This is a genomic window from Parvularcula mediterranea (genome assembly GCF_013085255.1).
Taxonomy (GTDB): Bacteria; Pseudomonadota; Alphaproteobacteria; order Caulobacterales; family Parvularculaceae; genus Parvularcula; species Parvularcula mediterranea.
Window position 1 is genome coordinate 229,734 of sequence record NZ_JABFCX010000003.1, and the last position, 21,714, is coordinate 251,447.

Genomic DNA, 21,714 nt, shown 5'->3' on the forward strand with positions numbered 1-21,714 from the left:
CCTCACGCGCTCAATTCGTCAGCACCCGCCCAAACGGCATGGGTGCCGCTGCAGATACGATGGGGCAGGAAGATGCGGCAGAGAGGGCCGCGCTCGATGTCCCTGGCGTCGAGGACGACGCATTCGGAGCGATCGGTGTTCATGTCGGTGATGAAGCTGACGAGGTAGCCGTCATCCTCTTCCGTGGCGCCCTTGCGCGGGATGAAGGGGGCTTCGGAGCCAAAGCGCTTGTCACCGAAATGCAGGCGCTGGGTCGCGCCCGTTTCGAGGTCGTGCTTGATCAGCCCATTGAAGAGGAACCAGTCAGGCTCTGCCGTTGCGCTGTAGACATAGCGGTTCTTCCGCATGAGGTATTGCGGGTTGATCGTGCCGAACTCGACGTAATGATCCTTGTAGAGAGGTTCCTCACGGGTCTCTCCGGTCTTCAGGTTGAAGCGCCAGCGGTGAAGGTGCGGCTTGAAGGAATGGTAGTCGATGCCCGCTGCGAGCAGCCGGTACTTTGGGTCGAAGCGCTCATTCGGCTCGGGCCACGGCGCGTTCTGGAAGTAGCCGTCGAGGACGATCTCGTCGCCCTCCTCGTAACAGTTCGTATAGTGAAGAACGTAAGTGGGGTCGGCCTCGAACCAGCGGATGTCCGCTGGCTGCCCGTATCTTGGAAGGATAGCGAAGCGGGATTTAAGCTCTGGCTTGTAGACCGGGACGTAGTAGCCGTTCTCCAGCGCTTCGGGTGCCCAGAAGAGCGGGAAGTCATTCAGTATCGAGAAGTTCTCGGAAAACGCCATGTCATGGGGCAGCCGTCCGCCGGGCAGCTCCACGGGGATATAGTGCTTGAGCTGATTATCCGCGCCGACCACGCCATAGTGCATGTACGGCGCCTTGAGCGAGTAGTTGAAGAACAGGAGCTCGCCTGTCTTTGGGTCGACCTTGGGATGGGCTGAAATGCCGTCATCCGGCGTCCAGCCTTCGATCCCAAGCGTGTCGAGGCTTTCCGGGTCGAGCCGGTAGCCCTCCCCGCATTGCCAGAACGTCGAGAGGATCTGGCCTGCGTGCACAAGGACGTCGGTGGAAGAGCTGTCCTTGACGTAGCCGTGCGCACCCCAGCCGGGACGTTCTGACTTCTGCGGATTGCCGGTGAAGCCTATCCAGAGGGACCGCCCGGCCTCCTGCTCTGCCTCAAAGCCCCGGGTGCGGATGAAACGGTTCTTGTAGGAAGCCTTGCCCCCTGAGAAGCGCATCATGTGTAGCATCCCGTCGCCATCGAAGGGATGGTACTTCCCGATGGCGTCATGGACCGGGTTCTCGGTGTTGCGAACGTAGATCCCGTCGAGGTCAGCAGGGATCTCGCCGATGACCTCCATCTCCTCGGCGTCGTACTCGTCGAAGTTCGGCGTCCAGGCTCCGTTCAGGTAGGGGTGATCGGACTCGCTAAGGGTCGAAGGGACCCGGCGGACGAGGCGTTCCATGGCGTTTCTTCCCGTGGTTCTTTTGGGAGGAACGCTACGCGGAACCGGATCAGAGGGTCAAACGGAGGGAGCTGCGCTTTTTCTATCTCACGGCGCGTGGCGCCTCCGATGGGGCGGGCCTGACCGGCCCGGACGCACGCTTGTGCGTCTTCCGGCGGACAGGACGGGACCAAGCTACCAGGATGAGCGGTACGGAAGAGCGAATGGTGTTCGCATACCTCTGAGCGCGAAAGCCGCGACCGCGGCTCGGGCGGTCAGCCCGCCCCATCGGAGGGCCTGCGGCCCGTGAGATCAGAAAATGGTGCTGCTGGAGAGAATTGAACTCTCGACCTCTCCCTTACCAAGGGAGTGCTCTACCTCTGAGCTACAGCAGCGCTGAGCGGACGCTAATGCCGCTGGTTTAGACTGGCGTCAACGGTGAATTGGGGAACTTTCCCGGAAGTTTTCCGCTCTCCCGGTTCCATGTGGCGCGGGTGCGCGACCGCTGCTAGCAACCTGTCTCCCCCTCCGGGCAGACAGGGAGAGCATCAGGTGGATCGAGAGGCGAAGGACGAGCGACCGTTCAGGCGGCATGTGTTCTTCGTGTCCGGCTTCGACCCGCGAGGCCCCTCGCCCTACTATGCCCGCTTTGAGAAAGGCGTGCCTCTGGCGGCTGAAAGACACGGCATGAGCCTCGAGCTTTCGCCGAGGGCCAGGGTGTCGAACGTGGTCAACCGCTGGACCCTGAGCGCGGAGCGCGCTGACGGGCAGACGGAGACGACCTACGACTTTCTCCGGTGGGATGACGATATCCGGAGGATCTGGTCAGGGCGGAAGGCCCCTTCCCTCGCTGCCGCTGCCTTCTTCATCGTGGGGGATTGCTGGCGCCGGGGGTTCATTCAAGAGAATTTTGGCATCGCGAGAGCCTTGGGGCTCGCCGTGATGCTGCCGCCTGCTGCTTTGATCGTCGCGGCTCTCCTGTCGGCGGTTTTGGGGTTCGGCGCGTGGTGGCTCGCTGGTTTGCTTGCCGGTGGTCTTGGCGAGGCAGCGATCATTGTGCAGGCGGCGGCTTTGGCCGTGGTGCTCGGCGGGCTGTTCGTGATCTGGCGCTGGCTCGATCAGTCGATCGGTATCTGGTGGCTGACCCGGAGCTTCGATTTCGTGCGGGAGACAGCCTACGGACGGTTTTCGCGTTCCGAGGAGCGGTCAAAGGCTTTCGTCGATCAGATCCTTGCCGCGGTGAAGGCGGATGAGGCGGATGAGATTGTTCTCTCCTGCCACAGCCTTGGTTGCCTCCTGCTGATGCGTACCGTGGCCGATGCCTTGCGGGCTGATCCTGCAATCGGGAGCGAAGGGCCTGAGGTGAAGGTCCTCTTCCTCGGCCAGTCGATTGCCGGGTACAACGCTTACGATCAGGACGAGGGTTTCAAGGATGATGTCAGGCTTGTTCTGTCTACGGACAGGCTTCAGGTCTTCGATGTGACGGCTGGCGCTGATCCGGGTACGACGTGCCGTATGGATATGCAGACGAGGCTCGAGCCGCCTCAGTCGCCGCCGAGGCATATCATCGAGCGTCCGGCGTTTCACAAGTCCCATACGCCCGAACGCTACAAGGCAATCAAGGCCGACCATCAGGCCTACCATTTCCAATATCTTGAGCCGACGGAATGCGGGACGGAGTTCGACTGGTTCGAACTCCTGACCCGCCCGCGGCCTATTGTGACGACGAGACAAGAAGCATGACCAACCTGCGCCCACCGATGCCCGAGCCGAAGGACAAGGCGAATGCCCTGCAAAAACTCTGGGCGTCGTTCGACTCGTCGATCTCCGGTTTTGCGGCGGGAGCTTACCGTACACTGACGATCACGAAGATCAGGACGCCGAACCTACCGATCGAGCAGGTCAAGCGAGCTTTCCTTGTGCGCGATCCAGAATGGATCCGGGAGATCCTGGTCAAGCGGTATGCGGACTTTCCAAAATCGAAGCAGACCAGGAAGATGCTGGGCTGGCTGGCCGGGGGGAGCATGTTCACCTCGAACGGTGACGACTGGCTCTACCAGAGAAGGATCATCGACCAGGCGTTCACGAATGCCGGGGTGAAGGCCGTCCTGCCTTTGATGCTCGACGCTGTGGATGCCAGCCTGAACCGGATCACCGGACGCGGAAGCGCAACCTTCGATGTGACTGAGGAGACCAACCTCTTCGCAGGGGACATCATCTACAGGACGCTCTTCTCTGAAGAGATTGCGCGCGACGATGCCAACCGGATGTTCGGTGCCTTCGAAGCTTATCAGCGTGCGGCCTATCAATTCGGCATTTCGTGGAGCCTTGGCGTTCCTGAGTTTCTGAACCCGCAAGCGGGGATGCTGAAGCGGAACGGTAAGATCATCCGTGAAGAGCTTATCAAGCCCATCGACAGGCGCCTCTCTGCCATCGAGGCGGGCGAAGAGACGCCTCAGAATGATATCCTCGGTTCGCTGATTAGCTGCTCCGATCCTGAAACTGGGAAACGCTTCGACCGTGGTGAGCTCCACGATCATATCAGCGCCTTTTTCCTTGCGGGGCATGAGACATCGGCGGTGTCGCTCGGTTGGTCGCTGTACCTCCTCGCGAAGGATCAGGAGATGCAGGACGCGGTGCGGCGGGAGGTTCTCGAAGCCTTGCCCGAGGGGCGGCCCGCCTTCTCCGATGTTCGCAAGTTCCAGCTCGCGCGCAATACCTTCCGCGAGGCGCTGCGCCTCTATCCACCCGTCGCGTACATCAATCGTGATGCTACGAAGGAGGAGAAGATGCGCAAGCACGAGCTCTGCCCGGGCGACCTTGCGTCAATCCCGGTCTGGCTCATGCACCGGAACGAGGAGATCTGGGAACAGCCCCATGAATTCTGTCCGCACCGGTTTGCCGATCACGATCAGAAGGAGGCAATCTCTTCCGCCTACCTCCCCTTTGGCCTCGGCGCACGGGTTTGCGTCGGCGCTTCCTTCGCGACCCAGGAGGCTGTGCTGTTCCTTGCCATGTGCCTCAGACAGTTCCGGGTGGAGCCAGTTGAGGGGCACACTCCTGATCCGATGGCACGCCTGACCATCCGCTCACGGAACGGCATCGTTCTGAAGTTCGTGCCGCTGGACGATAAGGCCTGACATGGACCGCCTCACCCCACCGATGCCGAGGCCGCCAAAGGGTGGGACCCGTGTGGATCGCATCAGGGCGGTGCTGCATTCGGGGCTGAGCATCTTTCCTGAAGGCGCCTTCTCCACCGGCGGGGTGACGAAGAACAAGGTGCCGAAGATCCCGATGATGAATGCGGGTGACCAGTACTCCGTGCGCGATCCTGAGACGATCCGTGAGATGCTGGTGAAACGTCCGATGGAGTTTCCCAAGGGAAAGCTCATGGACGATATGCTCCGCAAGCTGACGGGCTATTCGATCTTCGTTTCCAATGGCGAGGCGTGGGAGCGGCAGCGGCGGATCATTGACCAGGCCTTCACCCATGCGGGCGTGCGAGGTGTCTTTCCAATGATGCAGGATGCGGTGCTGGGCAGCCTCGATCGCATCGAGGGAGCGGTTGGTCAAGAGACGGACGTTCAGGTCGAGATGACCCACTATGCCGGGGACATCATCTTCAGGACGATCTATTCCGAAGGCATGACAGCGGAGCAGGCGAAGACGATCTTCTCCGCCTTCGACAAGTTCCAGGAGGTTGCCTACCGCCAGGGGATGATCGCCACGTCGGGTTTTCCGCTCTCGCTCCTCCCCTCGAACCTCGCGGCACTCTGGACGGCGCGGGTGATCAGGGCGGAGCTTGATAAGCCGCTGAAGCGCAGGCTGGATGCGGTGAAGTCTGGCGAGGACGTTCCTGATACGGATATTCTTTCGTCTTTCATGACGTCCGAAGACCCGGTGACAAAGACGAAGTTTGATCGGGGCGAACTGCTCGACCAGATCGCGATGCTGTTTCTTGCGGGGCACGAGACGTCGGCGGCGGCGCTAGGCTGGGCGCTTTATCTGCTGGCCCATGACCAGGAAGCGCAGAATGGTCTGCGGGCGGAGGCTCGGCGGGTCCTCGGTGATCGTGCGCCGGAGTTCTCCGATATCAAGAAGCTCGAATTCACGCGGAACATCTTCCGCGAGACCATGCGGCTCTATCCGCCTGTGGCCTTCCTTTCCCGAGATGTCGTCGGTGATGAGAGCATGTGCGGACGGGACGTGGCGGCTGGCTCGGCCGCTGTGGTCCCGGTGTTCGTGATGCACCGGCACGAGGACCATTGGGAGGCGCCCCATGTCTTTGCGCCTGAACGGTTTGCGCAGGAAAAGAACAAGGAAGCAATCCGCGGGGCGTTCATGCCGTTCAGCATGGGCGCGCGGGTTTGCGTGGGTGCGGCGTTCGCGCTTCAGGAAGCGACCTTGCTTCTCGCACAGCTTGTGCGGAAATTCAGGGTGCTGCCGGTCGATCACGAGCCTGACCCGGTGGCACGCCTGACCGTGCGGTCGGCGAACGGGATCAGGCTCCGTTTTGAGAGGGCGCCGGAGCAATGATGATCATGGCTATCGCCGCAGGGGCTGTGGCTGCGGCGCTCTTCCTTGCGCTCATGTCCACCGTGGGGCTGCATCGGGACAAGGGGTTCTACGCTGCACTTCTGATCGCGATCGCGTTCTTCTACCCGGTTTTCTCGGCGGAGCGGTTCGACATTGATGGGGCGCTGTTCCAGCTTCTCTATGCGATGCCGTTCGTCCTGATTGCGATGATCGGGTATCGGCGGGAGCCGGGCCTGCTGGCAACGGGGCTTCTGTTCCATGCCAGTTTTGACGTGCTGGGGCTTTTGTTCGGCTTCCATGCGCCAGAGCTTTGGGCGGAGCTCTGCATCGGGTTTGATCTCGTCCTGGCGCTGGCGGCGCGGGTTTTCCTTCAAGGGTCAACGAAACATTGACGAGATAGGGTGCATGTCTCCTTCCCGAGGATCAGGGAAGGAACAGGTCCATGCGGAATGCACTTATCGGCAGCGCAGCGGCGCTCACGTTCTTTGCGGGCGGAGCGGCTTTCGCTGACGAGGCCTACCTCGCCAAGGCGCGCGCGACGCTGGAAGCTGCGGCAGAGACCGGCGATGCCTATGTGGTGCAGTCGGTGCTCGATGCGTTCGTCACTGCGCGGCCTGACCTCACCGATGAATTGACGGCGATTGCGCAGGGCACGCCAGCGCGACCTGAGAAAGCAGCGCCAGAGGCGGCACCTGCCCCTGCTCCTGCGCCTGCAGAGCCCCTCCCCGCCGCAGCGCAGGAAGTGCCAGCGCCGGCGCGTGAGGGTTTCTGGCAAGGCTGGTCAGGCTCAGCGACCTCCGGCTTCGAGGTGGACACGGGTAACACGGAGGAAGTCGAGCTCGACCTGTCGCTCGACCTCACCCGCGGCTTTGGCAAGTGGGAAGTCGACACGCTGGCACAGGCGAACTTCGGCGATGTCAGCGATGTCCGGGTCGAGGAGCAGTACCGTGGTCGGATCGATCTGAGACGTGAATTCACGCCGAAATGGTCGCTGGCCAACTTTGCAGAGATCGAGCGGGATCTCTTCTCAGGCTTCGACTACCGCGCCACGATCGGCTTTGGTCCAAGCTACAAGATCTTCAATCGCGATACGCTGAAGTGGCGTGTGTCTGCTGGTCCCGGTGTTCGCTTTGACAAGCCTGCGCCGACGGATGCGGATGTCGAGACCAATGGCATCATGGCCCTCGAAAGCCGCTACCGGCAGAGCTTCGTGAGCAATAAGTTCCGTATCGGGAACGATCTGACAGGCTCGTTTGGCGAGGCGCAGGTCTACACAATCCTGTCCTTTGGCGAGGTGGATCTGAACAGCCGCCTCTCCGCTCGTGCGTCCTATCAGATCGAGATCGAGAGCGATGCTCCGCCCACGGCGTCGGCGTCGGACACGACGACGCTCCTGTCGCTTGTCTACAAGATCGGCTCGCTCGACGAGTAATTCGTCAGGCGAGCATCTTGTCGATGTCCAGGACAAGGATCGCGCTTGCGCCAAGTTTCCTCAGCTTTTCAAGCTGTTCCCACACCACTTCCTCGCGGCAGACCGTGTGGACTGCGACCTTGTCGCTCTGCCCCGCGAGCTCGAGGATCGTCGGCTGGTCGGCTGCGGGCAGCACGGCTGCGATGGCGTCGACCGCATCGCGCGGTGCGTTGAGCATCACGTATTTCGCATCGGCGCTGCGCTGGACCCCTTCGATCCGCAGGCGGAGGGCTTCCGCGATCTCGGCTTTCCGGCCATCGAGCGGGCCGCCGATGAAGAGCGCTTCGGAGCGGTAGATCGTCTCCGCAACGGCGAGGCCATTGGCATCGAGCGTTCCGCCGGTGGAGACGATATCGCAGACGGCGTCCGCAACCCCTAAGCGCGGAGCGATCTCGTGGGCGCCGTTCATCACGACGGTCCTGGCGCCCTCGACGCCGTTCTCATTGAGCCATGCTTCGGTGAGCGCAGGATAGGAGGTGGCGATCCGCATACCCGCCATGTCCTTTGGCGCGGAGTAGATCGTCTCCTTGGGCAGTGCGATGCAGAGGCGGCACTTCGAGAAGCCGAGCGGCACCACCATCGGGACATTGTCGCCAAGCCGTCCTGCCGCGCGCTCTTCCTCGAAAACGTTGCCGCCGACGATGCCAAGATCGCTGGCACCCCCTGCGACCAGCGCAGGGATGTCGTCGTCACGGACGAGGAGGATGTCGATCGGCAGCTGCTCGACCCGTGCGTAGAGCCTGTTCTTCGACTGGCTCATGGTGAGGCCACACTTCTTCAGAAGGTCGAAGGTGTCATCGGCCAGGCGGCCTTTCTTCTGGACCGCTAGGCGCAGGCGATCGGGCTGGTCGGAGCCAAAGGGCTGTTCGGGCATCGGGTTTCCTCGGCGGGAAGCGTTTGAAATCAGTGCCGCGCCGTTAGCGTGCGCTGCCCCCCTCGGCTAGGGGCCAAGGCGGGACCAAGAGCGACTGCCAAATTGCCGCACTTTTCACTTGTTTGGTGCATCATCTGTCTGTCACACTCGGGTAACCGCGCTGGGACAGGGTAGAGGCCATGCGTTGTCAGGGGACTATTGGAATTCTTTTAGGGCTAGCGGCACCCGCCTGCCTCGCCGCCGACCTTGATGTCGACGGGCGCTGGTACACGCCTGATCGTGAAAGCATTGTCGAGATCCGCGACTGTGGCGACGGCACGCCTTGCGGGACCGTGGCCTGGGTCGATGGCGACCATGGCGGCATGATCGCCGACACCCACAACCGCGATCACGACCTGCGCGGCAGGCCAATGGTCGGTGTCACCCTCCTCCACGGGTTCGAGCGCGAGGCCGAAGGCTGGCAGGCCGGACGGATCTACAACCCTGAAGACGGGCGATTTTATCGGGCGCGTATACGCCTTCTTTCCGATAATGCTCTCGCCGTTTCCGGTTGCTTAGGCCCAATCTGCAAGAAACTTATCTGGGAGCGCGCTGATCAGGAGATCAGCACGAATGCGAGCTCGGGTGAGGTGCGTTCGGAAGACGTCGCCTCCCTCTGAAGAAGGTGAGGCAACATGGAGATGGTCGCGGAACGGCTCGAGCCGGATCACGTCCCTGTCCGCAAGGGGTCGCGGTGGGCGATCCCGATTGCTGTCGCACCTCTTCTCGCACTCATCCTCTACCTCTTCATCGACGGTGATGTTCTCCTGTCCGACCCGGCCCCTGCGCCTGCGAAGGAGTACTATCCGGCTGTCGCCATCGTGCACGTGGCCTCGGAGTCCGAAGGCCGCGAAGTCGTCATGGACGGCAATGTCGAAGCCGAACGCGAGGTCGCCCTTCGCGTGGAGCGGGACAGCCAGCTGATCTCTGTCGATGTTCGCCGAAGCCAGAAGGTCCGCGCTGGCCAGCCCCTCTGCCGTGTGCGCCCTTCGGGCAGCCAGGAGATGCAGGTGCTCTTCAGCCCCATTGAGGGCGTTGTCTCGCTGATCGGCGGGACAGGTGGCTCTGACCTCAATTCAGGCGCGCCCTGCGTGACGGTCTTCGACCCTGCCTCGATGATGGCGATGGGTGAATTCTCGCCGCGGTATGCCGAGGTCATCAAGCCGGGCAACCACGTCCTCCTCACCATCGATGGCGAGAACTTCGATAGCCAGATCCGCATCATCTATCCGAGCATGGATGATAAGGGCCTCGACAACCGTCAGTTCGAGGTCGCCCTGCCCGAAGGCGTGCCGATCAATCCCGGCACGGTCGTCGGTATGAAGATCACCACGGACCAGATTACCCCGACCCTCGTGCCCTTCGGTGCGCTCGTCCTGCATGACGAGTATGGAATGGCTGCGCGTACGGTGTCCGGCGATGGCCCGACGGGACTCGTGAAGACCTATGCCGTGACGTTGGTCGCGACGGGCAAGGACGGCTTTTACGTCGAAGGCCTGCCGCCCAAAGCCCGCCTTATCGTCAAGGATCCCGCCTTCCCCCAGCCGCCCGAAGGCGAGCGGGTGCGGATAGGGCGGATGTACTAGGGACCTCCGGGAGAGGACCCTAGCTTTTCTTCAGCTTACAGAACTTCGAAGATGCCTGCGGCGCCCTGGCCGCCGCCGACGCACATGGTGACGCAGACATATTTCGCGCCGACGCGCTTGCCCGCGATGAGAGCGTGCATGACCATCCGTGCACCGCTCATCCCGTAAGGGTGACCGATGGAGATGGCGCCGCCGTCGACGTTGAGGCGGTCCATCGGGATGCCGAGCTCGTCCGCGCTGGCGAGGACCTGGCTCGAGAAGGCTTCGTTGAGCTCCCAGAGGCCGATGTCGTCCATCTTGAGGCCAGTGCGATCGAGGACCTTCGGCACGGCATAGATCGGGCCAATGCCCATTTCCGAAGGATCGGTGCCAGCCACGGCCATGCCGACATAGCGGCCAAGCGGGTTGAGGCCTGCCTTCTCAGCGGCTTTCGCTTCCATGACGGTGACGGCTGCTGCGCCATCGGAGAGCTGCGAGGCGTTGCCCGCGGTGATGAACTTGCCTTCCTTGACGCGCTGGCCGTTGGCGAAGACGGGGTTCAGGCCCTGAAGCCCTTCAAGCGTCGTCTGCGGACGGTTGCCCTCGTCTTTTTCGAGGGTGACTTCCATCTGGCTTACCTCGCCGGTGGCCTTGTCCTTCTTCTCCATGACCGAGGTCATCGGGACGATTTCGTCCGCATAATGACCAGCCTGTTGCGCCTCGTGGGTGCGCATTTGGGAGTTGTAGGCGTACTCGTCCTGGCGGTCGCGGGAGACGTTCCACTTCTCCGCGACGATCTCCGCCGTCTCGATCATCGCCATGTAGGTCGCAGGGATTTCGTTCACGAGCCACTGGTTCGGGAAGATGATCTGGGCGTCGGGCGTCTGGTTCGTGGAGATCGACTCAACGCCGCCAGCGATGACGGTGGTCATGTTGTCGGCAATCACCTGCTTCGCGGCGGTCGCGATCGCCATAAGCCCCGAGCCGCACTGACGGTCGAGGGTCATGCCCGGAACGTCGAAGCCGAGACCAGCCCTGAGGGCTGCCTGACGACCGAGGTTCATGCCGCCGGTCCTGAGCTGGAGCGCCTGGCCCATGACGCAGTCGTTGATGCTGCTGCCCTCGACCCCTGCGCGCTCGGCGGCGTGCTTGACCGCGTGGCCTGCGAGCTCAACGGCTCCCGTGGTGTTGAAGGCGCCTCTGTAGGCTTTGCCGATGGGCGTGCGCGCGGCGCTGACGATGACGGCATCTCTCATGGGATAGTCCTCCGTTCGGGGGCCAGCGGGATCGCGGCCCTCTCTCTTTGCCGCCGTTAGAGCGCATGGCCGGGGCCTGAGGGAAGGCTGATCCTGAGAAAACCTGCGTGATTAGGCCCGGGCGGCGAGGAGGAGCGCGCCCTTGAGGCCTGCGTCCTCGCCAAGGGCGGCTTTCTTGATGAGGTTCGCGGTGGCTTCGGGGAGGTAGCCATTGTTGAGGGCCTCGAAGGCTCGCGCGACCTCCGGCACCAGCGCAGGGGCCTCGGACACGCCTCCGCCGATGGTGATCCGCTGAAGCCGTGCCGTGCTGGCGAGGGTGAGGCAGAGCTGGCCGAGATAGTGGCCCGCGAGGCGCCAGGCTTGGTGGTGCTGCGGCAGCTTCTCCAGCGGTCCGAAGCGCTTGATGAGCGCCGGGGCTGAGGCGAGCCCTTCGAGGCAGTCGCCATGGAAGGGGCAGACGCCCTCGAAGGTTTCGTCGCCGGGGAAACGCGCAACGCGGACATGGCCAAGTTCCGGGTGCGAGGGGCGGCCTGCGAGCTGGCCAGCTGCAATCATGCCGACGCCGATGCCTGTGCCTACGGTGATGTAGGCGGCGCGGCTGAGACCCTCCTCCGCAAGCTCCGCGATAAGGGCGGCATTGACGTCGGTGTCGAGGGCAGCCGGGACGCTGAGGGCTTGGCTCAGCTGCGTAAGAAGCGGTGTGCCGGACCAGCCTTCCTTCGGGGTCGCGAGTATCGTGCCGTAGCTTTGGCTGGCCGGATCGACATCCACCGGGCCGAAGCTGGCGATGCCTAGCGCTTCGATCTTGCCGCCTGCCTCCTCCGCGAGCTTTCGCAGGGCTGCCACACTTGCCTCGATTGTGGCGGCGGGTGTGGTTGTCGGCACCCTCGCCCGGTCCAGGATGCTGCCATCTGGGCCTGCTATGCCGAGCTTGAAGCTTGTGCCGCCAGCATCGATTCCGGCCAAAATCGGCTTGGTCATGAAATTTCTTCCGTCCGTTTCAGCCGGGTATTTCCTCAGCTTTTCGCCGCCCGAAGCGATTTGGCGCAAATTAGCAGCAAATTGAATGAACGTTGTAACGCCTCGGCAGGAGACACTATGGCACCTTTAAGGCGGGTTCGGGGCGCAAGATTTGGGAGAGACACATGTCTTTTCATCGCGCTGCCATGATCATCGCCGTCCTTTTCGGCACCTCCGCCTGTGTTTCCGCATCGAGCGACAATTACGCCCTGCCCCTCAATGGTGCAGTGAAGGCGTCCGTGTCCTCTGACGGCGTCACGCTCGAAGCCAAGGGTCCCAAGCGTGTCCTCGCCTCGATGACCGGCAAGGTGATCAGTGTGAAGAAGGCCAAGGACGGCACCCGCACCCTTGTCATGGACCATGGCGGCGGTATGCGGACGGTCTATGCCCAGCTCTCCCATGTCAGCGCTGCCCGTGGTGAGGATGTGCGCCGTGGTCGGACCATCGGCTGGATCGGCGAGAAGGGCTCTGACGCCTCCGAGCTTCGTTTTGCGATGAAGGTCGGTGAGGCGAAGATCGCGCCTCTTGAGGTGATCGACACCAAGAAGGTCAAGGTCACGATCGAAGAGATCGCCCTCGCTAGCGCTCAGTAGACAGAGTTTCAGACAAGACTGCCCTGTCCCGGCTCCCTCCCGTCCTTCCCTCGCCGGGACGGGGTGGTCTTTGTCGTAGGGCAGCTTGCAAAGCCAGCTGCCGCCACGGCCGCCGGACTGGACAAGGCTTCATCGGCCGCGCAGATTTCTTGTATGCGCGCTCTCCTCCTGCTTCCCTTCCTCCTTCTCACAGCCTGCGGTGGCCCGACGGGCTATCTTGTCGAGGACGGTCAGGTCTTCTGGGCGGAGTATTCAGGCAGCACGGCCTTCATGACCATCAGCCGGGTTGAGCGGCCTCTGGATGCGGATCCCGAGAGCTTCCGGGTTGAGCGGTTCAAGGTCTGGGCGAGTGACAAGACCAGCGCCTTCTATGAAGGCGAGCGGGTTGGCGATGTCGATCAGGCGACCTTCGGCGCGCTGAACAAGCGCTATGCCAAGGACGGGACGACCGTCTGGTTCAGGACCCACCTTCTCGAAGAGGCGCATGCGGAGAGCTTCCGGATCCTCGAAGATACCTACACCGCTGATCGCAGATACGGGTTCTACGGACAGTCACCTTTTGAGCTTTGCGATCCAGCGTCGGTGCGGGTGCTCGACGTCGGGGTGCACCCGTTTGCGGTCGATGACCTTTGCGCCTTTGCGGGGAGCCTCAAGATCCCTCTGGAGGACAGGTCCACGTTCGAACGGCTCGGCGGGTCTTATAGCAAGGACAGCGTCAGGGTTTACTGGCGCAATCAGGTCGTGGAAGGCGCTGACGTGGCGACGTTCTACGTCCCCGAAGGCAAGCTCTACGGCCGCGACGCAGACGGGTGTTTCCAGTCGCAGTATGAAATGGCGTGTTCGGAGTAAGCTCGGCTACGGGCTGCGGACAACTTCGACCTTATCGGCGATGATGAATTTGTCGCCGATGATCCTCTTACAGATCTGAGCATCTGGCGCATGCTCGCACAGCACGACCTCCACGCCCATGGCCCGAACCAGCGTCCCTTCTGCGAAATCGGGCATGTCTTCACCGGAGCGTAGTCCGCTCAGAGGAATGGTGTGTCGGTCTCTTTCCTGAATGAACCTGAGTTGTAGGGCTTCGGACTCTGCCTGAAAATTTGCCTGAGCGAGGAGCTCTCCGATGTTCGGCGATGTTGCGACAGCGACGTGATGATAGCCGCAGGTGAGATAACCTTGAACATTGAGACCTATGGGCAGACGGCCTTCCTCAGCACCGATCGCCGCTTCGTACACGGATAGCGCTGGCCTGTCCTCGCCACTGGTTGCGCATGCGCACAGCGTGAGTGCGGCGAGAACAGACCCGACTCGCATCAATACCCCATCAGCTCCGCGAGCTTGCCCATGTGGTAGTCCTGGTCGCCGTAGAGCTCTCCGGCAACGCGGACGCGTTTCATGAAGAAGCCTACGTCATATTCGTCGGTCATGCCGATGCCGCCGTGCATCTGGACGGCTTCGTTGGTGGCGAGGCGGGAGACCTGGGCGATCTTGGCCTTGGCGAGGCTGACCGAGGCGGCGGCGCCTTCGGGGTTGGCGTCGAGTTCCACAAGGGCCTGCAGCATCACGGCCTTGGAGAGTTCAATCTCCGTATAAAGATGAGCTGCACGATGCTGGAGCGCCTGGAAGCGGCCGATCTCGGTGCCGAACTGCTTGCGCTGTTTGAGGTAGTCGAGGGTCATGGCAAAGGCGCCTTCGGAGCTGCCCACCATTTCCGCAGCGAGACCTGCGCGCCCTGCGTCGAGGATGGTTTCGAGCGCCGCGAGGCCCTGATCCACCTGGCCGAGGACCGCGTCGCCATCGACCTCGACACCGTCGAGCTTGATGCGCGCGAAGCCGCGGCTGTCGATCGTCTTCATGCGGTCTTTTTCAGCCTTCGACGCATCGACGAGGAAGAGTGTGATGCCTTCCTTCTCATCATCAGCGCCAGCCGTGCGGGCCGCGACGATGAGCTGGTCGGCGGCGTAGCCTTCCGCAACAAAGGCCTTCTCGCCGGAGAGCTTGAAGCCATTGCCCGAGCGCTCGGCCTTCATGGAGACGTGGTTCGGGGTGTGCTTGCGCGCTTCGTCCGAGGCGATAGCGAAGACGCTCTCACCAGCGGCGATCTTGGGCAGGTGCTCCGCCTTCTGATCATCGGAGCCGAGGCGCGAGAGCGCCGTTGCAGCCATCATCGAGGTGGCGATGAAGGGCGACGCGGCCAGCGTGCGGCCCATCTCCTGCGCGATGAGGCCAGCGCCGACATGGCCAAAGCCTGCGCCGCCGTGCTCCTCAGGCACGAGGACACCGGCGAGGCCAAGCTCGGCCATCTGGGACCAGAGGTCGCGGTGGAAGCCGTCGGCGACGTCTTCGTCACGCAGGCGGCGGAGTTCGGAAATGGGGGACTTCTCGTCGGCGAAACCTGCGGCGGTTTCCTGCAGCATCTGCTGCTCGTCGTTCAGCACCAGGGGCATTGGGCGTCTCCTGAATGGTTATCGTTTTGCTTGCACCCTGCCCGACTGCGCGGCCTGAGCCAAGGCGCGCGGTGGACATCTGTGCCAATCGCCGCTTTCTGGAGGAGTGCCGAAGCCAAGACGATATGCCCGGGTCACTGACCCCCTGCCCGACCGCGCCATCAAGGTGCCGCCCGGCGCGGTGCCGTGGGTCGTCTATGTCCTGACCGATGAGACCCGCGCGCGCTATTCGATCTCCATGGCCAAGGACGTGGATGCGCGGGTGTTCCGGCATCGACAGCTGATCTCTCCGGTGATCCGGCACAGGACGCCGATCCTCGTCCTGACCGAACGATTTGCGGATCGCTACACGGCGATTGCGCGGATGAAGCGGCTCCGGGCGTGGGCCCTTCCGCAGCTCATCGCGCTGATCGAGGCGGAGAACCCGGAGTGGAAGGACCTCTCCTCGCCCCTGCCCGGAGAGGAGACATGAAGGTCGCCGTGATCGGCGGTGGCCCTGCGGGCCTGATGGCGGCGGAGGCTGCGTCCGCTCGCGGGGCGGAGGTGTCGGTCTATGACCAGATGCCGAGCCTTGCGCGGAAGTTCCTGATGGCTGGGAAGAGCGGACTCAATATTACGCATACGGAGGAGGCGCAGCAGTTTCTGGCGCGGTATGACGCGCCCCTGTTGCGGGAGATCGTTGCGGCGTATGGGGGCTCGGAAGCTGTCCGTGAGTGGATGGCCGGACTTGGGATTGAGGAGGCCGTCGGATCCTCGGGACGGGTTTTTCCGCTGCAGATGAAGGCTTCGCCGCTCCTGCGCCGCTGGCTTGCGCGGCTTGAAGAGCGGGGCGCTGTGGTGCGGCTCAAGCATCGTTGGTCAGGCTGGGACGGCGGGACGACTGTGCAGTTCGAAGGCCCTGATGGCGAGATTTCCGTTGAGGCCGATCGCCTCATACTCGCTTGTGGTGGCGGGAGCTGGCGCAGGCTCGGTAGCGACGGTGCGTGGACGGAGCAGTTCTCTTCGCAGGGGCTGGAGACAGCGCCTTTCCGCGCGTCGAATGCAGGCGTCCTGATCGGCTGGAGCGAGCATTTCCGAGACCGGTTCGAGGGCGAAGCGCTCAAGAATGTCCGCTTTTCTGCTGGAGGCGAGAGCAATCGGGGCGAGGCTGTGATCACCAAGCGGGGCCTTGAAAGCGGCGGGATCTATCCGCTGACGAAGTATCTCTTGGGAGGCGGGACGCTGACGGTCGATCTCTTGCCGGACGTCTCGGAAGCGAAGCTTGCGGCTAAGCTCTCAGTGCAGAAACCAAAGCAATCCCTCTCCAACCGCCTGCGCAAAGGCGCTCGGTTGCAGGGTGTGAAGGCCGGTCTTTTGAGGGAGGCACTGTCGCCAGAGGAGCTACGGGACGCGGGGCGGCTCGCCGCGGGGATCAAGGCCCTGCCCTTGCGCGTCGATGGCCCGGTGCCGCTCGATGAAGCGATCTCCACAGCAGGCGGTGTTCCGTGGACTGAGCTGAGCGATGGCCTCGAGTTGAAGGCGCATCGCGGCGTTTTCTGCGCAGGTGAGATGATCGACTGGGACGCGCCGACGGGCGGCTATCTCCTGACGGCGTGCAAGGCGACCGGGTGGGCGGCAGGGCAGAACGCTGCCCTGCCCTAGTGCGCTTTAGCTCGGCAGTTCGAGGATCCGCTTGGAGATGATGTTCAGCTGGATCTCGCTCGTGCCGCCTTCGATGGAGTTGGCGCGGGTGCGGAGCCAGCTCCGTGCGCGGTCGCCGTCATCGTTGCGGTCGGTCTCCCATTCGAGTTCATCCGAGCCGCCGATGTCCATCATCAGCTCGTAGCGGCGCTTGTTGAGCTCGGTGCCGTAGTATTTCAGGGCGGAGCTTTCCGCGCCGAGGCTTTCGCCAGCTTCTGAGCGGTCCTTCACGGCGCGCATCAGGGTCAGGAAGGCCCATCCGTCAAGGTCGGCCTGGGTCGCCCGTGCACGGAGCATTGGGTCTTCGATCCGGCCCTTTTCGTCCGTGCCCATCTCCTGCGCTGCGATCTGGCCGACGAAGCGGGTCGCTGCGCCGCCGAACATGCCGGAGATCATCTCGCGCTCGTGGGTCAGGAGGTAGGTCGCGACGCGCCAGCCTTCGCCGATCTTGCCGACGACTTCGTCATCGTCCTTCTTGACCTTCACATCGTCGAAGAAGGTCTCGCAGAAGGGCGAGCGGCCTGAGATGAGCTTGATCGGCTTAGTCGAGACGCCTTCGTTCTCCATGTTGATCAGCATGAAGGTGATGCCCTGGTGCTTCGGACCTGAATTGTCCGTACGCGTCAAGCAGAAGATCCAGTCGGCTTGATCCGCATAGGAGGTCCAGACCTTCTGGCCGTTGACGAGCCAGTGGTCGCCCTTGTCCTCGGCCTTCGTCTTGATGGAGGCGAGGTCGGAGCCTGATCCGGGTTCGGAATAACCCTGACACCAGCGGATTTCGCCGCGTGCAATGGGCTTCAGGAAGCGCTCTTTTTGCTCATGGGTACCGAACTTCAGGAGTGCCGGGCCAAGCATGGAGATGCCGAAGTTCTCATGCGGAGGAAACGCTTTGATGCGCTTCATCTCTTCACTGAGGATCTCTGCTTCGTCCTTGGAGAGGCCGCCGCCGCCATACTCCTTGGGCCAGGTCGGGACAGTCCAGCCTCGATCGGCCATGCGGTCGAGCCAGAGCTTCTGCTCAGGGTTTTTGAATTCCCAGCGCTTGCCGCCCCAGCAGGCTTTGTCGGCGGAGTATTCGCCGCGCATGGTGGGCGGGCAGTTCTCTTCGAGCCAGGCGCGCGTTTCGCTGCGGAACTGTTCGAGGTCGGTCATGGGTGTCTCCTCGCAAGGGATTTTCTCGTTTGCGAAGAGATAAGCATGACTGGGCGCCGCTGGCCATGCGGCGGAGGGTGCGTCAGCCTGGGAAGGCTGACCTCAGGGCGGCGAGCTGTCCGGCAGCGTCGCCTTCCACTTCGCGGGCCTCTTCGGGCGAGAAGATCTCGCGGTCGAGACGGGTGATTCGGCTGTAGAGCGTGTCGGTGTCCTCAACGAGGGCCAGCATCCGCTCGGGCAGGCCTGCGGTCAGGTTACGCGCGAGAGCGCCGCCTTCATTGCCGCCGATCCGGTACTTCTCCTGCGACGCTTCCTCGGCAGTCATCTCGCCATCACGCAGAGCGCGCAGGACGAGGAGCCACGAAGCGATCTGCATCAGGCGGGTGGTGAGGCGCATCGAAAGGCCGGCATAGGCGAGCGCGGCCTCGCGGGGCAGCGTGCGGGCGGCGGACTTGCCGTCCTCATCGAGGTAGAGCGCGGTCTCCTCGACGAGTTCCATGCCGCTGGCGAACAGGTTGTTGAACATTTTCGAGCCGACAAACGCCATCACGCCGTCGCCGCCCTGTTCCCCGGTAATCGTATGGATGTTGTCGGTACTCACGCCTGATCCCTTCGTCGCTATCGTCGGCGCTCCGTGCCTCGCCCCCCAATAGGCGATCGAGCATGAAACGATAGCGGAGAATGAGCAACATCCGCGCCAGAAAAGAGGGATCAGCGGTTCTGGCCGCCGTAAATCCGTTTCTTTTCGGTCACTTTGGAGATCGGCTGGGGTTCTCCGTCCGGGCCTGGCGTGCCGTAGACGCGTACCCTCGCCGCCTCTTCGGAAGCGCCGAGACGCTTAACGAGACGGCGGACCGAGGGCTCTCTCATGGCCTCGGGCGAGGCATAGACAAAGAGCGGCCGCGACAGCGGATAGCTGCGGTCGAGAATGCTGCGCTCATTCGGTGCAACGCCGGCGATCGGCAACGCATGGAGGCCAGGCTGTCCCTGAAAAGCGCGCCAGCCGAAGATGCCGACCGCATCATCGACGCGGCTGAGAGCAAAGGCGATGGCTTCGTCATTCTCTCCCGCATCGAGCCAGACCCGGTCGTGCCTCGGCATGATCGCGCGCTCGAAGGCTGCCGGGTCCTGACGTTCAAGCTCTTCGAGGCAGTCGATCTGGCGCGCGCCCCGCGCAAGGGCCCGGTCGATGAAGATGCCGCGGGTGGCCGAACTTGCTGGAGGACCGAAAATCCTGATCGGCCGATTGGGGTTGCTCGGGTCGACGTCGCGCCAGCTCGTGTTCGGGTTCGGGACGAGGACGCAGGTCTCATCGAGGGGAATCTGGGCCGCCGCCGCGAGGTAGAGCTCGAGGAGGTCCACCTGGAACCCACGCATCCTGCGACCCGTCGCGACGACGAGGCCGTCCATGCCGATGGGGATTTCGAGGAGGTCGCCCATCCCGTTCCGGGCGCAGAGGTCGATCTCCATCTCGTTGATCTTGCGGGACGCACCGATCACGCCTGCGGATCGCTCGTCGCAGAGCTCGCGGAAGCCTTCGAGGGTGCCGGTGGGGTCGAGGTCGACCCCGTCGAGGGCCTCTTCCAGCATGGCGTCGGCAATGAGCGGCGCAGCGGTCGAGGACCCGGAGATGCGCAGCTCTTGCGCCGACGATGTCCCAGCGATGAGCAGGATGAGCGCAGTCAGACTTCTGATCATGCCTTGGCCTCCTCCTTCTCTTCCTCGCCCGTCTTCCTGACGTAGCGGTCGTAGACGTCCGCCATCAACGCCTTGCGGATCGGCTTATGGATCACCGCCTGGAAGCCCTTGTTGAGGTAGTCGCCCACATCCTCAGGGGCGACATGGGCGGTGACCGCCACGATCGGGGTGGCTTTGTTGGGGCCGTCCTCGCGCCTGATGGCTTCGGTGGCCTCGACGCCGTCCATGACCGGCATCGCGATATCCATGAGGATGAGGTCGTAGCGTTTCTTCATGGCGCAGGCGACGGCCTGCTGCCCGTCTTCGGTAAGGTCCGAGGACGTTCCGAGCATGGCCATCATGGCCTCGGCCACGAGACGGTTTGGCTGGTTATCGTCGACGATCAGGACACTGACGTCACCGTCCAGTGTGCCTGCGTTGGGGGCGAGGACCGCGCGGGGCATGTTGAGCTCCAGCGTGATGCGGGTGCCCTCGCCCAGCTTCGAGGCGACGCTGATGTCTCCGCCGTGACGCGTGACGAGGGTCTTCACGAGAGCGAGGCCAAGGCCGAACCCTGATGATCCGGGTGCGGAGGGTGCGCTCTCAAAGCGGGTGAAGAGCTTGGTCAGGCGCTGCTTGGAGATGCCGATACCGGTGTCTTCGACCGTCAGGGTGAGGCGGTGGCCGAGAGGGCCTTCCTTGAGGCTCGCGGCGAAGCTGACGTCGCCTTTGCTTGTGTACCGGACAGCGTTGTCGAGGAGGTTGAGGCAGATCTGCGCCAGTCGCCCTGCGTCGACCTCCGCGATGAAATCGTCAGGCACGTCGATCGCTGCGGTGAAGCCGAGCGACTTTCTGACCGCGAGATCATGCCCGATCTCCGAGGCATCCCGCAGGCATTCTGCGAGCGGCGTCGGCGTGGGGTGAAGGTCGAGCCTGCCCTCATCGAGCCTGTGGGTATCGAGGATCGTGTTGAGCATGACCAACAGGTGATCGCTTGCATGGGCCATCTCCTTGAGGAGGCGGTCGGCAGCGCCGCGGTCCTCGCGGATGACCTCGGCGAGGCCCATGATCGCGTTGAGCGGTGTCTTGAGCTCATGGGAGGCGGTCTTGAGGAACTCGCCGCGGGCCTTGTTGGCTTTGGCGGCCTCGAGCGCTGCGACTTCGGCCTCGGCCCTCGCCGCTTCCATCTGGTTCATGGCGGCGCCCAATTTCTCCGCCATCGGACGGAAGATCCGTGCCGAGACGCCGATCACCATGGCTATGGTCAGGAGCCAGCTCAGCACCGTGACGTTGCGCGCTAGCTCGATCGCCCGCTTTGCATCGGCCTCGAGGACCTCGACCAGAAGGCCGTGTCCCTGCATCATCGTCGTGTTGCCACCGTTCCGTATGCGGTAGATCAGTGCGCTTCTGTCTGTTCCCGGTGCGAGCGCGTCGCGGGCCAGCCTGCACGCAGCATCGGCGAAATCCTGTACCTCGTCGCGGAAGGTCTGGCTCCCTGCGTCGTAAAGCGGTGCGAGGGACCGGATGAATCTGCCAAGGCCCATAGGTTGGTCGGACTGGCCCGAGAGCAGCGCGTGGTTGGCATCGAGCCTCTCTGCCGCCTGGAGAAGATCATCGCAGATCGCGGGACTGTTGCAGGTGGCCGCCTCTGGATCGAGCTGGCTCGTCAGGAAAGCGATGCGCTGGGACAGGGTCGCCTGCTCCGCAGCCATGGCGATCACTTCGGCGCGCTGGCGTTCGGAGGAGACGGTCCAGTAGAGCGTTGCTGCCGACACGCTCCACAGGGCGGCCAGGATGACGAGAGCCATCCTGTACCGCCAAGAGAACACCCGGCGCCAATCGTCGCCCATTAAACCCATTGACCGAATTGCCCTTTTCGCTGTCCCGCAAACAGGGGACGCACTTCCCGACCTGCCCTTCAGTATCGCTTGGAAAGCTTGCTAGAGTGCGAAAAGAACCCTT

Annotated in this window: 21 protein-coding genes and 1 tRNA gene; 11 read left to right on the plus strand and 11 right to left on the minus strand. The window is 63.0% G+C overall.

Features of this window, described 5'->3' with window-relative positions:
* Nucleotides 1–2: 2 nt before the first annotated feature.
* Together HK107_RS09970 and HK107_RS09975 are read right to left on the minus strand one after the other, a co-directional pair.
* Nucleotides 3–1,463 carry a carotenoid oxygenase family protein gene (locus HK107_RS09970; protein WP_173199310.1) on the minus strand — a complete coding sequence of 487 codons (1,461 nt, stop codon included), beginning with the start codon at nucleotides 1,461–1,463 and terminating at the stop codon, nucleotides 3–5.
* A gap of 299 nt (nucleotides 1,464–1,762) precedes the next feature.
* Nucleotides 1,763–1,837, minus strand: a tRNA-Thr gene (locus HK107_RS09975).
* Between the two features lie 157 nt (nucleotides 1,838–1,994).
* Here HK107_RS09975 and HK107_RS09980 point away from each other — a divergent pair.
* The 5 genes from HK107_RS09980 to HK107_RS10000 are packed head-to-tail and all read left to right on the plus strand — an operon-like array spanning nucleotide 1,995 to nucleotide 7,410.
* Nucleotides 1,995–3,185: a hypothetical protein gene (locus HK107_RS09980; protein WP_173199312.1), complete on the plus strand. Its 1,191-nt coding sequence runs from the start codon at nucleotides 1,995–1,997 to the stop codon at nucleotides 3,183–3,185.
* Nucleotides 3,182–4,582, plus strand: a complete 1,401-nt coding sequence (locus HK107_RS09985) for a cytochrome P450 (protein WP_173199314.1) — start codon at nucleotides 3,182–3,184, stop codon at nucleotides 4,580–4,582. Before HK107_RS09980 ends, HK107_RS09985 begins: the two co-directional genes overlap by 4 nt.
* Nucleotides 4,583–4,634: 52 nt before the next feature.
* Nucleotides 4,635–5,978: a cytochrome P450 gene (locus tag HK107_RS09990; RefSeq protein WP_173199316.1), complete on the plus strand. Its 1,344-nt coding sequence runs from the start codon at nucleotides 4,635–4,637 to the stop codon at nucleotides 5,976–5,978.
* Nucleotides 5,975–6,370 (plus strand): hypothetical protein, encoded by a 396-nt coding sequence (locus HK107_RS09995; protein ID WP_173199318.1) that lies wholly within the window; start codon nucleotides 5,975–5,977, stop codon nucleotides 6,368–6,370. Before HK107_RS09990 ends, HK107_RS09995 begins: the two co-directional genes overlap by 4 nt.
* A 50-nt stretch (nucleotides 6,371–6,420) precedes the next feature.
* Complete coding sequence (locus tag HK107_RS10000) at nucleotides 6,421–7,410, plus strand: DUF481 domain-containing protein (RefSeq protein ID WP_173199320.1); 990 nt, start codon at nucleotides 6,421–6,423, stop codon at nucleotides 7,408–7,410.
* A 4-nt stretch (nucleotides 7,411–7,414) separates the two neighbouring features.
* Here HK107_RS10000 and hisG read toward each other — a convergent pair whose 3' ends face one another.
* The gene (gene hisG / locus HK107_RS10005) at nucleotides 7,415–8,323 is read right to left on the minus strand and encodes an ATP phosphoribosyltransferase (protein ID WP_173199322.1); all 909 of its coding nucleotides are present in this window, start codon (nucleotides 8,321–8,323) and stop codon (nucleotides 7,415–7,417) included.
* Between the two features lie 179 nt (nucleotides 8,324–8,502).
* Here hisG and HK107_RS10010 point away from each other — a divergent pair, with 179 nt between their 5' ends.
* Together HK107_RS10010 and HK107_RS10015 are read left to right on the plus strand one after the other, a co-directional pair.
* The gene (locus HK107_RS10010) at nucleotides 8,503–8,982 is read left to right on the plus strand and encodes a DUF2147 domain-containing protein (RefSeq protein WP_173199324.1); all 480 of its coding nucleotides are present in this window, start codon (nucleotides 8,503–8,505) and stop codon (nucleotides 8,980–8,982) included.
* A gap of 15 nt (nucleotides 8,983–8,997) precedes the next feature.
* Nucleotides 8,998–9,948 carry an efflux RND transporter periplasmic adaptor subunit gene (locus tag HK107_RS10015; protein ID WP_173199326.1) on the plus strand — a complete coding sequence of 317 codons (951 nt, stop codon included), beginning with the start codon at nucleotides 8,998–9,000 and terminating at the stop codon, nucleotides 9,946–9,948.
* A gap of 35 nt (nucleotides 9,949–9,983) precedes the next feature.
* Here the strand turns inward: HK107_RS10015 and HK107_RS10020 are convergent, their stop codons facing one another.
* Both HK107_RS10020 and HK107_RS10025 read right to left on the minus strand, forming a co-directional pair.
* Nucleotides 9,984–11,183, minus strand: a complete 1,200-nt coding sequence (locus HK107_RS10020; protein WP_173199328.1) for an acetyl-CoA C-acyltransferase — start codon at nucleotides 11,181–11,183, stop codon at nucleotides 9,984–9,986.
* Between the two features lie 111 nt (nucleotides 11,184–11,294).
* Nucleotides 11,295–12,164: an ROK family protein gene (locus tag HK107_RS10025; RefSeq protein WP_173199330.1), complete on the minus strand. Its 870-nt coding sequence runs from the start codon at nucleotides 12,162–12,164 to the stop codon at nucleotides 11,295–11,297.
* A 164-nt stretch (nucleotides 12,165–12,328) separates the two neighbouring features.
* Here HK107_RS10025 and HK107_RS10030 point away from each other — a divergent pair, with 164 nt between their 5' ends.
* A complete protein-coding gene (locus HK107_RS10030) occupies nucleotides 12,329–12,796 on the plus strand; it encodes a M23 family metallopeptidase (protein WP_173199332.1) in 468 nt (155 codons plus the stop codon).
* 153 nt (nucleotides 12,797–12,949) lie between these two features.
* Complete coding sequence (locus tag HK107_RS10035; protein ID WP_173199335.1) at nucleotides 12,950–13,645, plus strand: DKNYY domain-containing protein; 696 nt, start codon at nucleotides 12,950–12,952, stop codon at nucleotides 13,643–13,645.
* Nucleotides 13,646–13,651: 6 nt separating this feature from the next.
* Here HK107_RS10035 and HK107_RS10040 read toward each other — a convergent pair whose 3' ends face one another.
* Nucleotides 13,652–14,032, minus strand: a complete 381-nt coding sequence (locus HK107_RS10040) for a hypothetical protein (RefSeq protein ID WP_173199337.1) — start codon at nucleotides 14,030–14,032, stop codon at nucleotides 13,652–13,654.
* Nucleotides 14,033–14,109: 77 nt separating this feature from the next.
* Nucleotides 14,110–15,243 (minus strand): acyl-CoA dehydrogenase family protein, encoded by a 1,134-nt coding sequence (locus tag HK107_RS10045; RefSeq protein ID WP_173199339.1) that lies wholly within the window; start codon nucleotides 15,241–15,243, stop codon nucleotides 14,110–14,112.
* A gap of 106 nt (nucleotides 15,244–15,349) precedes the next feature.
* On the opposite strand from HK107_RS10045, the gene HK107_RS10050 reads away from it, so the two are divergent.
* Both HK107_RS10050 and HK107_RS10055 read left to right on the plus strand, forming a co-directional pair.
* Complete coding sequence (locus HK107_RS10050; protein ID WP_173199341.1) at nucleotides 15,350–15,715, plus strand: GIY-YIG nuclease family protein; 366 nt, start codon at nucleotides 15,350–15,352, stop codon at nucleotides 15,713–15,715.
* A complete protein-coding gene (locus tag HK107_RS10055; RefSeq protein WP_173199344.1) occupies nucleotides 15,712–16,884 on the plus strand; it encodes a TIGR03862 family flavoprotein in 1,173 nt (390 codons plus the stop codon). The genes HK107_RS10050 and HK107_RS10055 overlap by 4 nt, the downstream gene beginning before the upstream one ends.
* Nucleotides 16,885–16,890: 6 nt before the next feature.
* Here HK107_RS10055 and HK107_RS10060 read toward each other — a convergent pair whose 3' ends face one another.
* The 4 genes from HK107_RS10060 to HK107_RS10075 form a co-directional block, all read right to left on the minus strand.
* Entirely contained in the window at nucleotides 16,891–18,075 is a 1,185-nt protein-coding gene (locus tag HK107_RS10060) for an acyl-CoA dehydrogenase family protein (RefSeq protein ID WP_173199346.1), read from the minus strand.
* A gap of 82 nt (nucleotides 18,076–18,157) precedes the next feature.
* Nucleotides 18,158–18,676 carry a DUF1465 family protein gene (locus HK107_RS10065; protein ID WP_198912387.1) on the minus strand — a complete coding sequence of 173 codons (519 nt, stop codon included), beginning with the start codon at nucleotides 18,674–18,676 and terminating at the stop codon, nucleotides 18,158–18,160.
* Nucleotides 18,677–18,786: 110 nt separating this feature from the next.
* Nucleotides 18,787–19,773: a substrate-binding domain-containing protein gene (locus tag HK107_RS10070; RefSeq protein WP_173199348.1), complete on the minus strand. Its 987-nt coding sequence runs from the start codon at nucleotides 19,771–19,773 to the stop codon at nucleotides 18,787–18,789.
* The gene (locus tag HK107_RS10075) at nucleotides 19,770–21,560 is read right to left on the minus strand and encodes an ATP-binding protein (protein WP_173199350.1); all 1,791 of its coding nucleotides are present in this window, start codon (nucleotides 21,558–21,560) and stop codon (nucleotides 19,770–19,772) included. Before HK107_RS10075 ends, HK107_RS10070 begins: the two co-directional genes overlap by 4 nt.
* Nucleotides 21,561–21,714 lie beyond the last annotated feature (154 nt).

Coding starts and splice junctions, on each gene's coding strand:
- HK107_RS09970 (WP_173199310.1), bottom strand. CDS start 1,463: ATGGAACGCCTCGTCCGCCGGGTCCCTTCGACCCTTAGCGAGTCCGAT.
- HK107_RS09985 (WP_173199314.1), top strand. CDS start 3,182: ATGACCAACCTGCGCCCACCGATGCCCGAGCCGAAGGACAAGGCGAAT.
- HK107_RS09995 (WP_173199318.1), top strand. CDS start 5,975: ATGATGATCATGGCTATCGCCGCAGGGGCTGTGGCTGCGGCGCTCTTC.
- HK107_RS10000 (WP_173199320.1), top strand. CDS start 6,421: ATGCGGAATGCACTTATCGGCAGCGCAGCGGCGCTCACGTTCTTTGCG.
- hisG (WP_173199322.1), bottom strand. CDS start 8,323: ATGCCCGAACAGCCCTTTGGCTCCGACCAGCCCGATCGCCTGCGCCTA.
- HK107_RS10010 (WP_173199324.1), top strand. CDS start 8,503: ATGCGTTGTCAGGGGACTATTGGAATTCTTTTAGGGCTAGCGGCACCC.
- HK107_RS10015 (WP_173199326.1), top strand. CDS start 8,998: ATGGAGATGGTCGCGGAACGGCTCGAGCCGGATCACGTCCCTGTCCGC.
- HK107_RS10020 (WP_173199328.1), bottom strand. CDS start 11,183: ATGAGAGATGCCGTCATCGTCAGCGCCGCGCGCACGCCCATCGGCAAA.
- HK107_RS10025 (WP_173199330.1), bottom strand. CDS start 12,164: ATGACCAAGCCGATTTTGGCCGGAATCGATGCTGGCGGCACAAGCTTC.
- HK107_RS10030 (WP_173199332.1), top strand. CDS start 12,329: ATGTCTTTTCATCGCGCTGCCATGATCATCGCCGTCCTTTTCGGCACC.
- HK107_RS10035 (WP_173199335.1), top strand. CDS start 12,950: ATGCGCGCTCTCCTCCTGCTTCCCTTCCTCCTTCTCACAGCCTGCGGT.
- HK107_RS10045 (WP_173199339.1), bottom strand. CDS start 15,243: ATGCCCCTGGTGCTGAACGACGAGCAGCAGATGCTGCAGGAAACCGCC.
- HK107_RS10055 (WP_173199344.1), top strand. CDS start 15,712: ATGAAGGTCGCCGTGATCGGCGGTGGCCCTGCGGGCCTGATGGCGGCG.
- HK107_RS10060 (WP_173199346.1), bottom strand. CDS start 18,075: ATGACCGACCTCGAACAGTTCCGCAGCGAAACGCGCGCCTGGCTCGAA.
- HK107_RS10070 (WP_173199348.1), bottom strand. CDS start 19,773: ATGATCAGAAGTCTGACTGCGCTCATCCTGCTCATCGCTGGGACATCG.
- HK107_RS10075 (WP_173199350.1), bottom strand. CDS start 21,560: ATGGCTCTCGTCATCCTGGCCGCCCTGTGGAGCGTGTCGGCAGCAACG.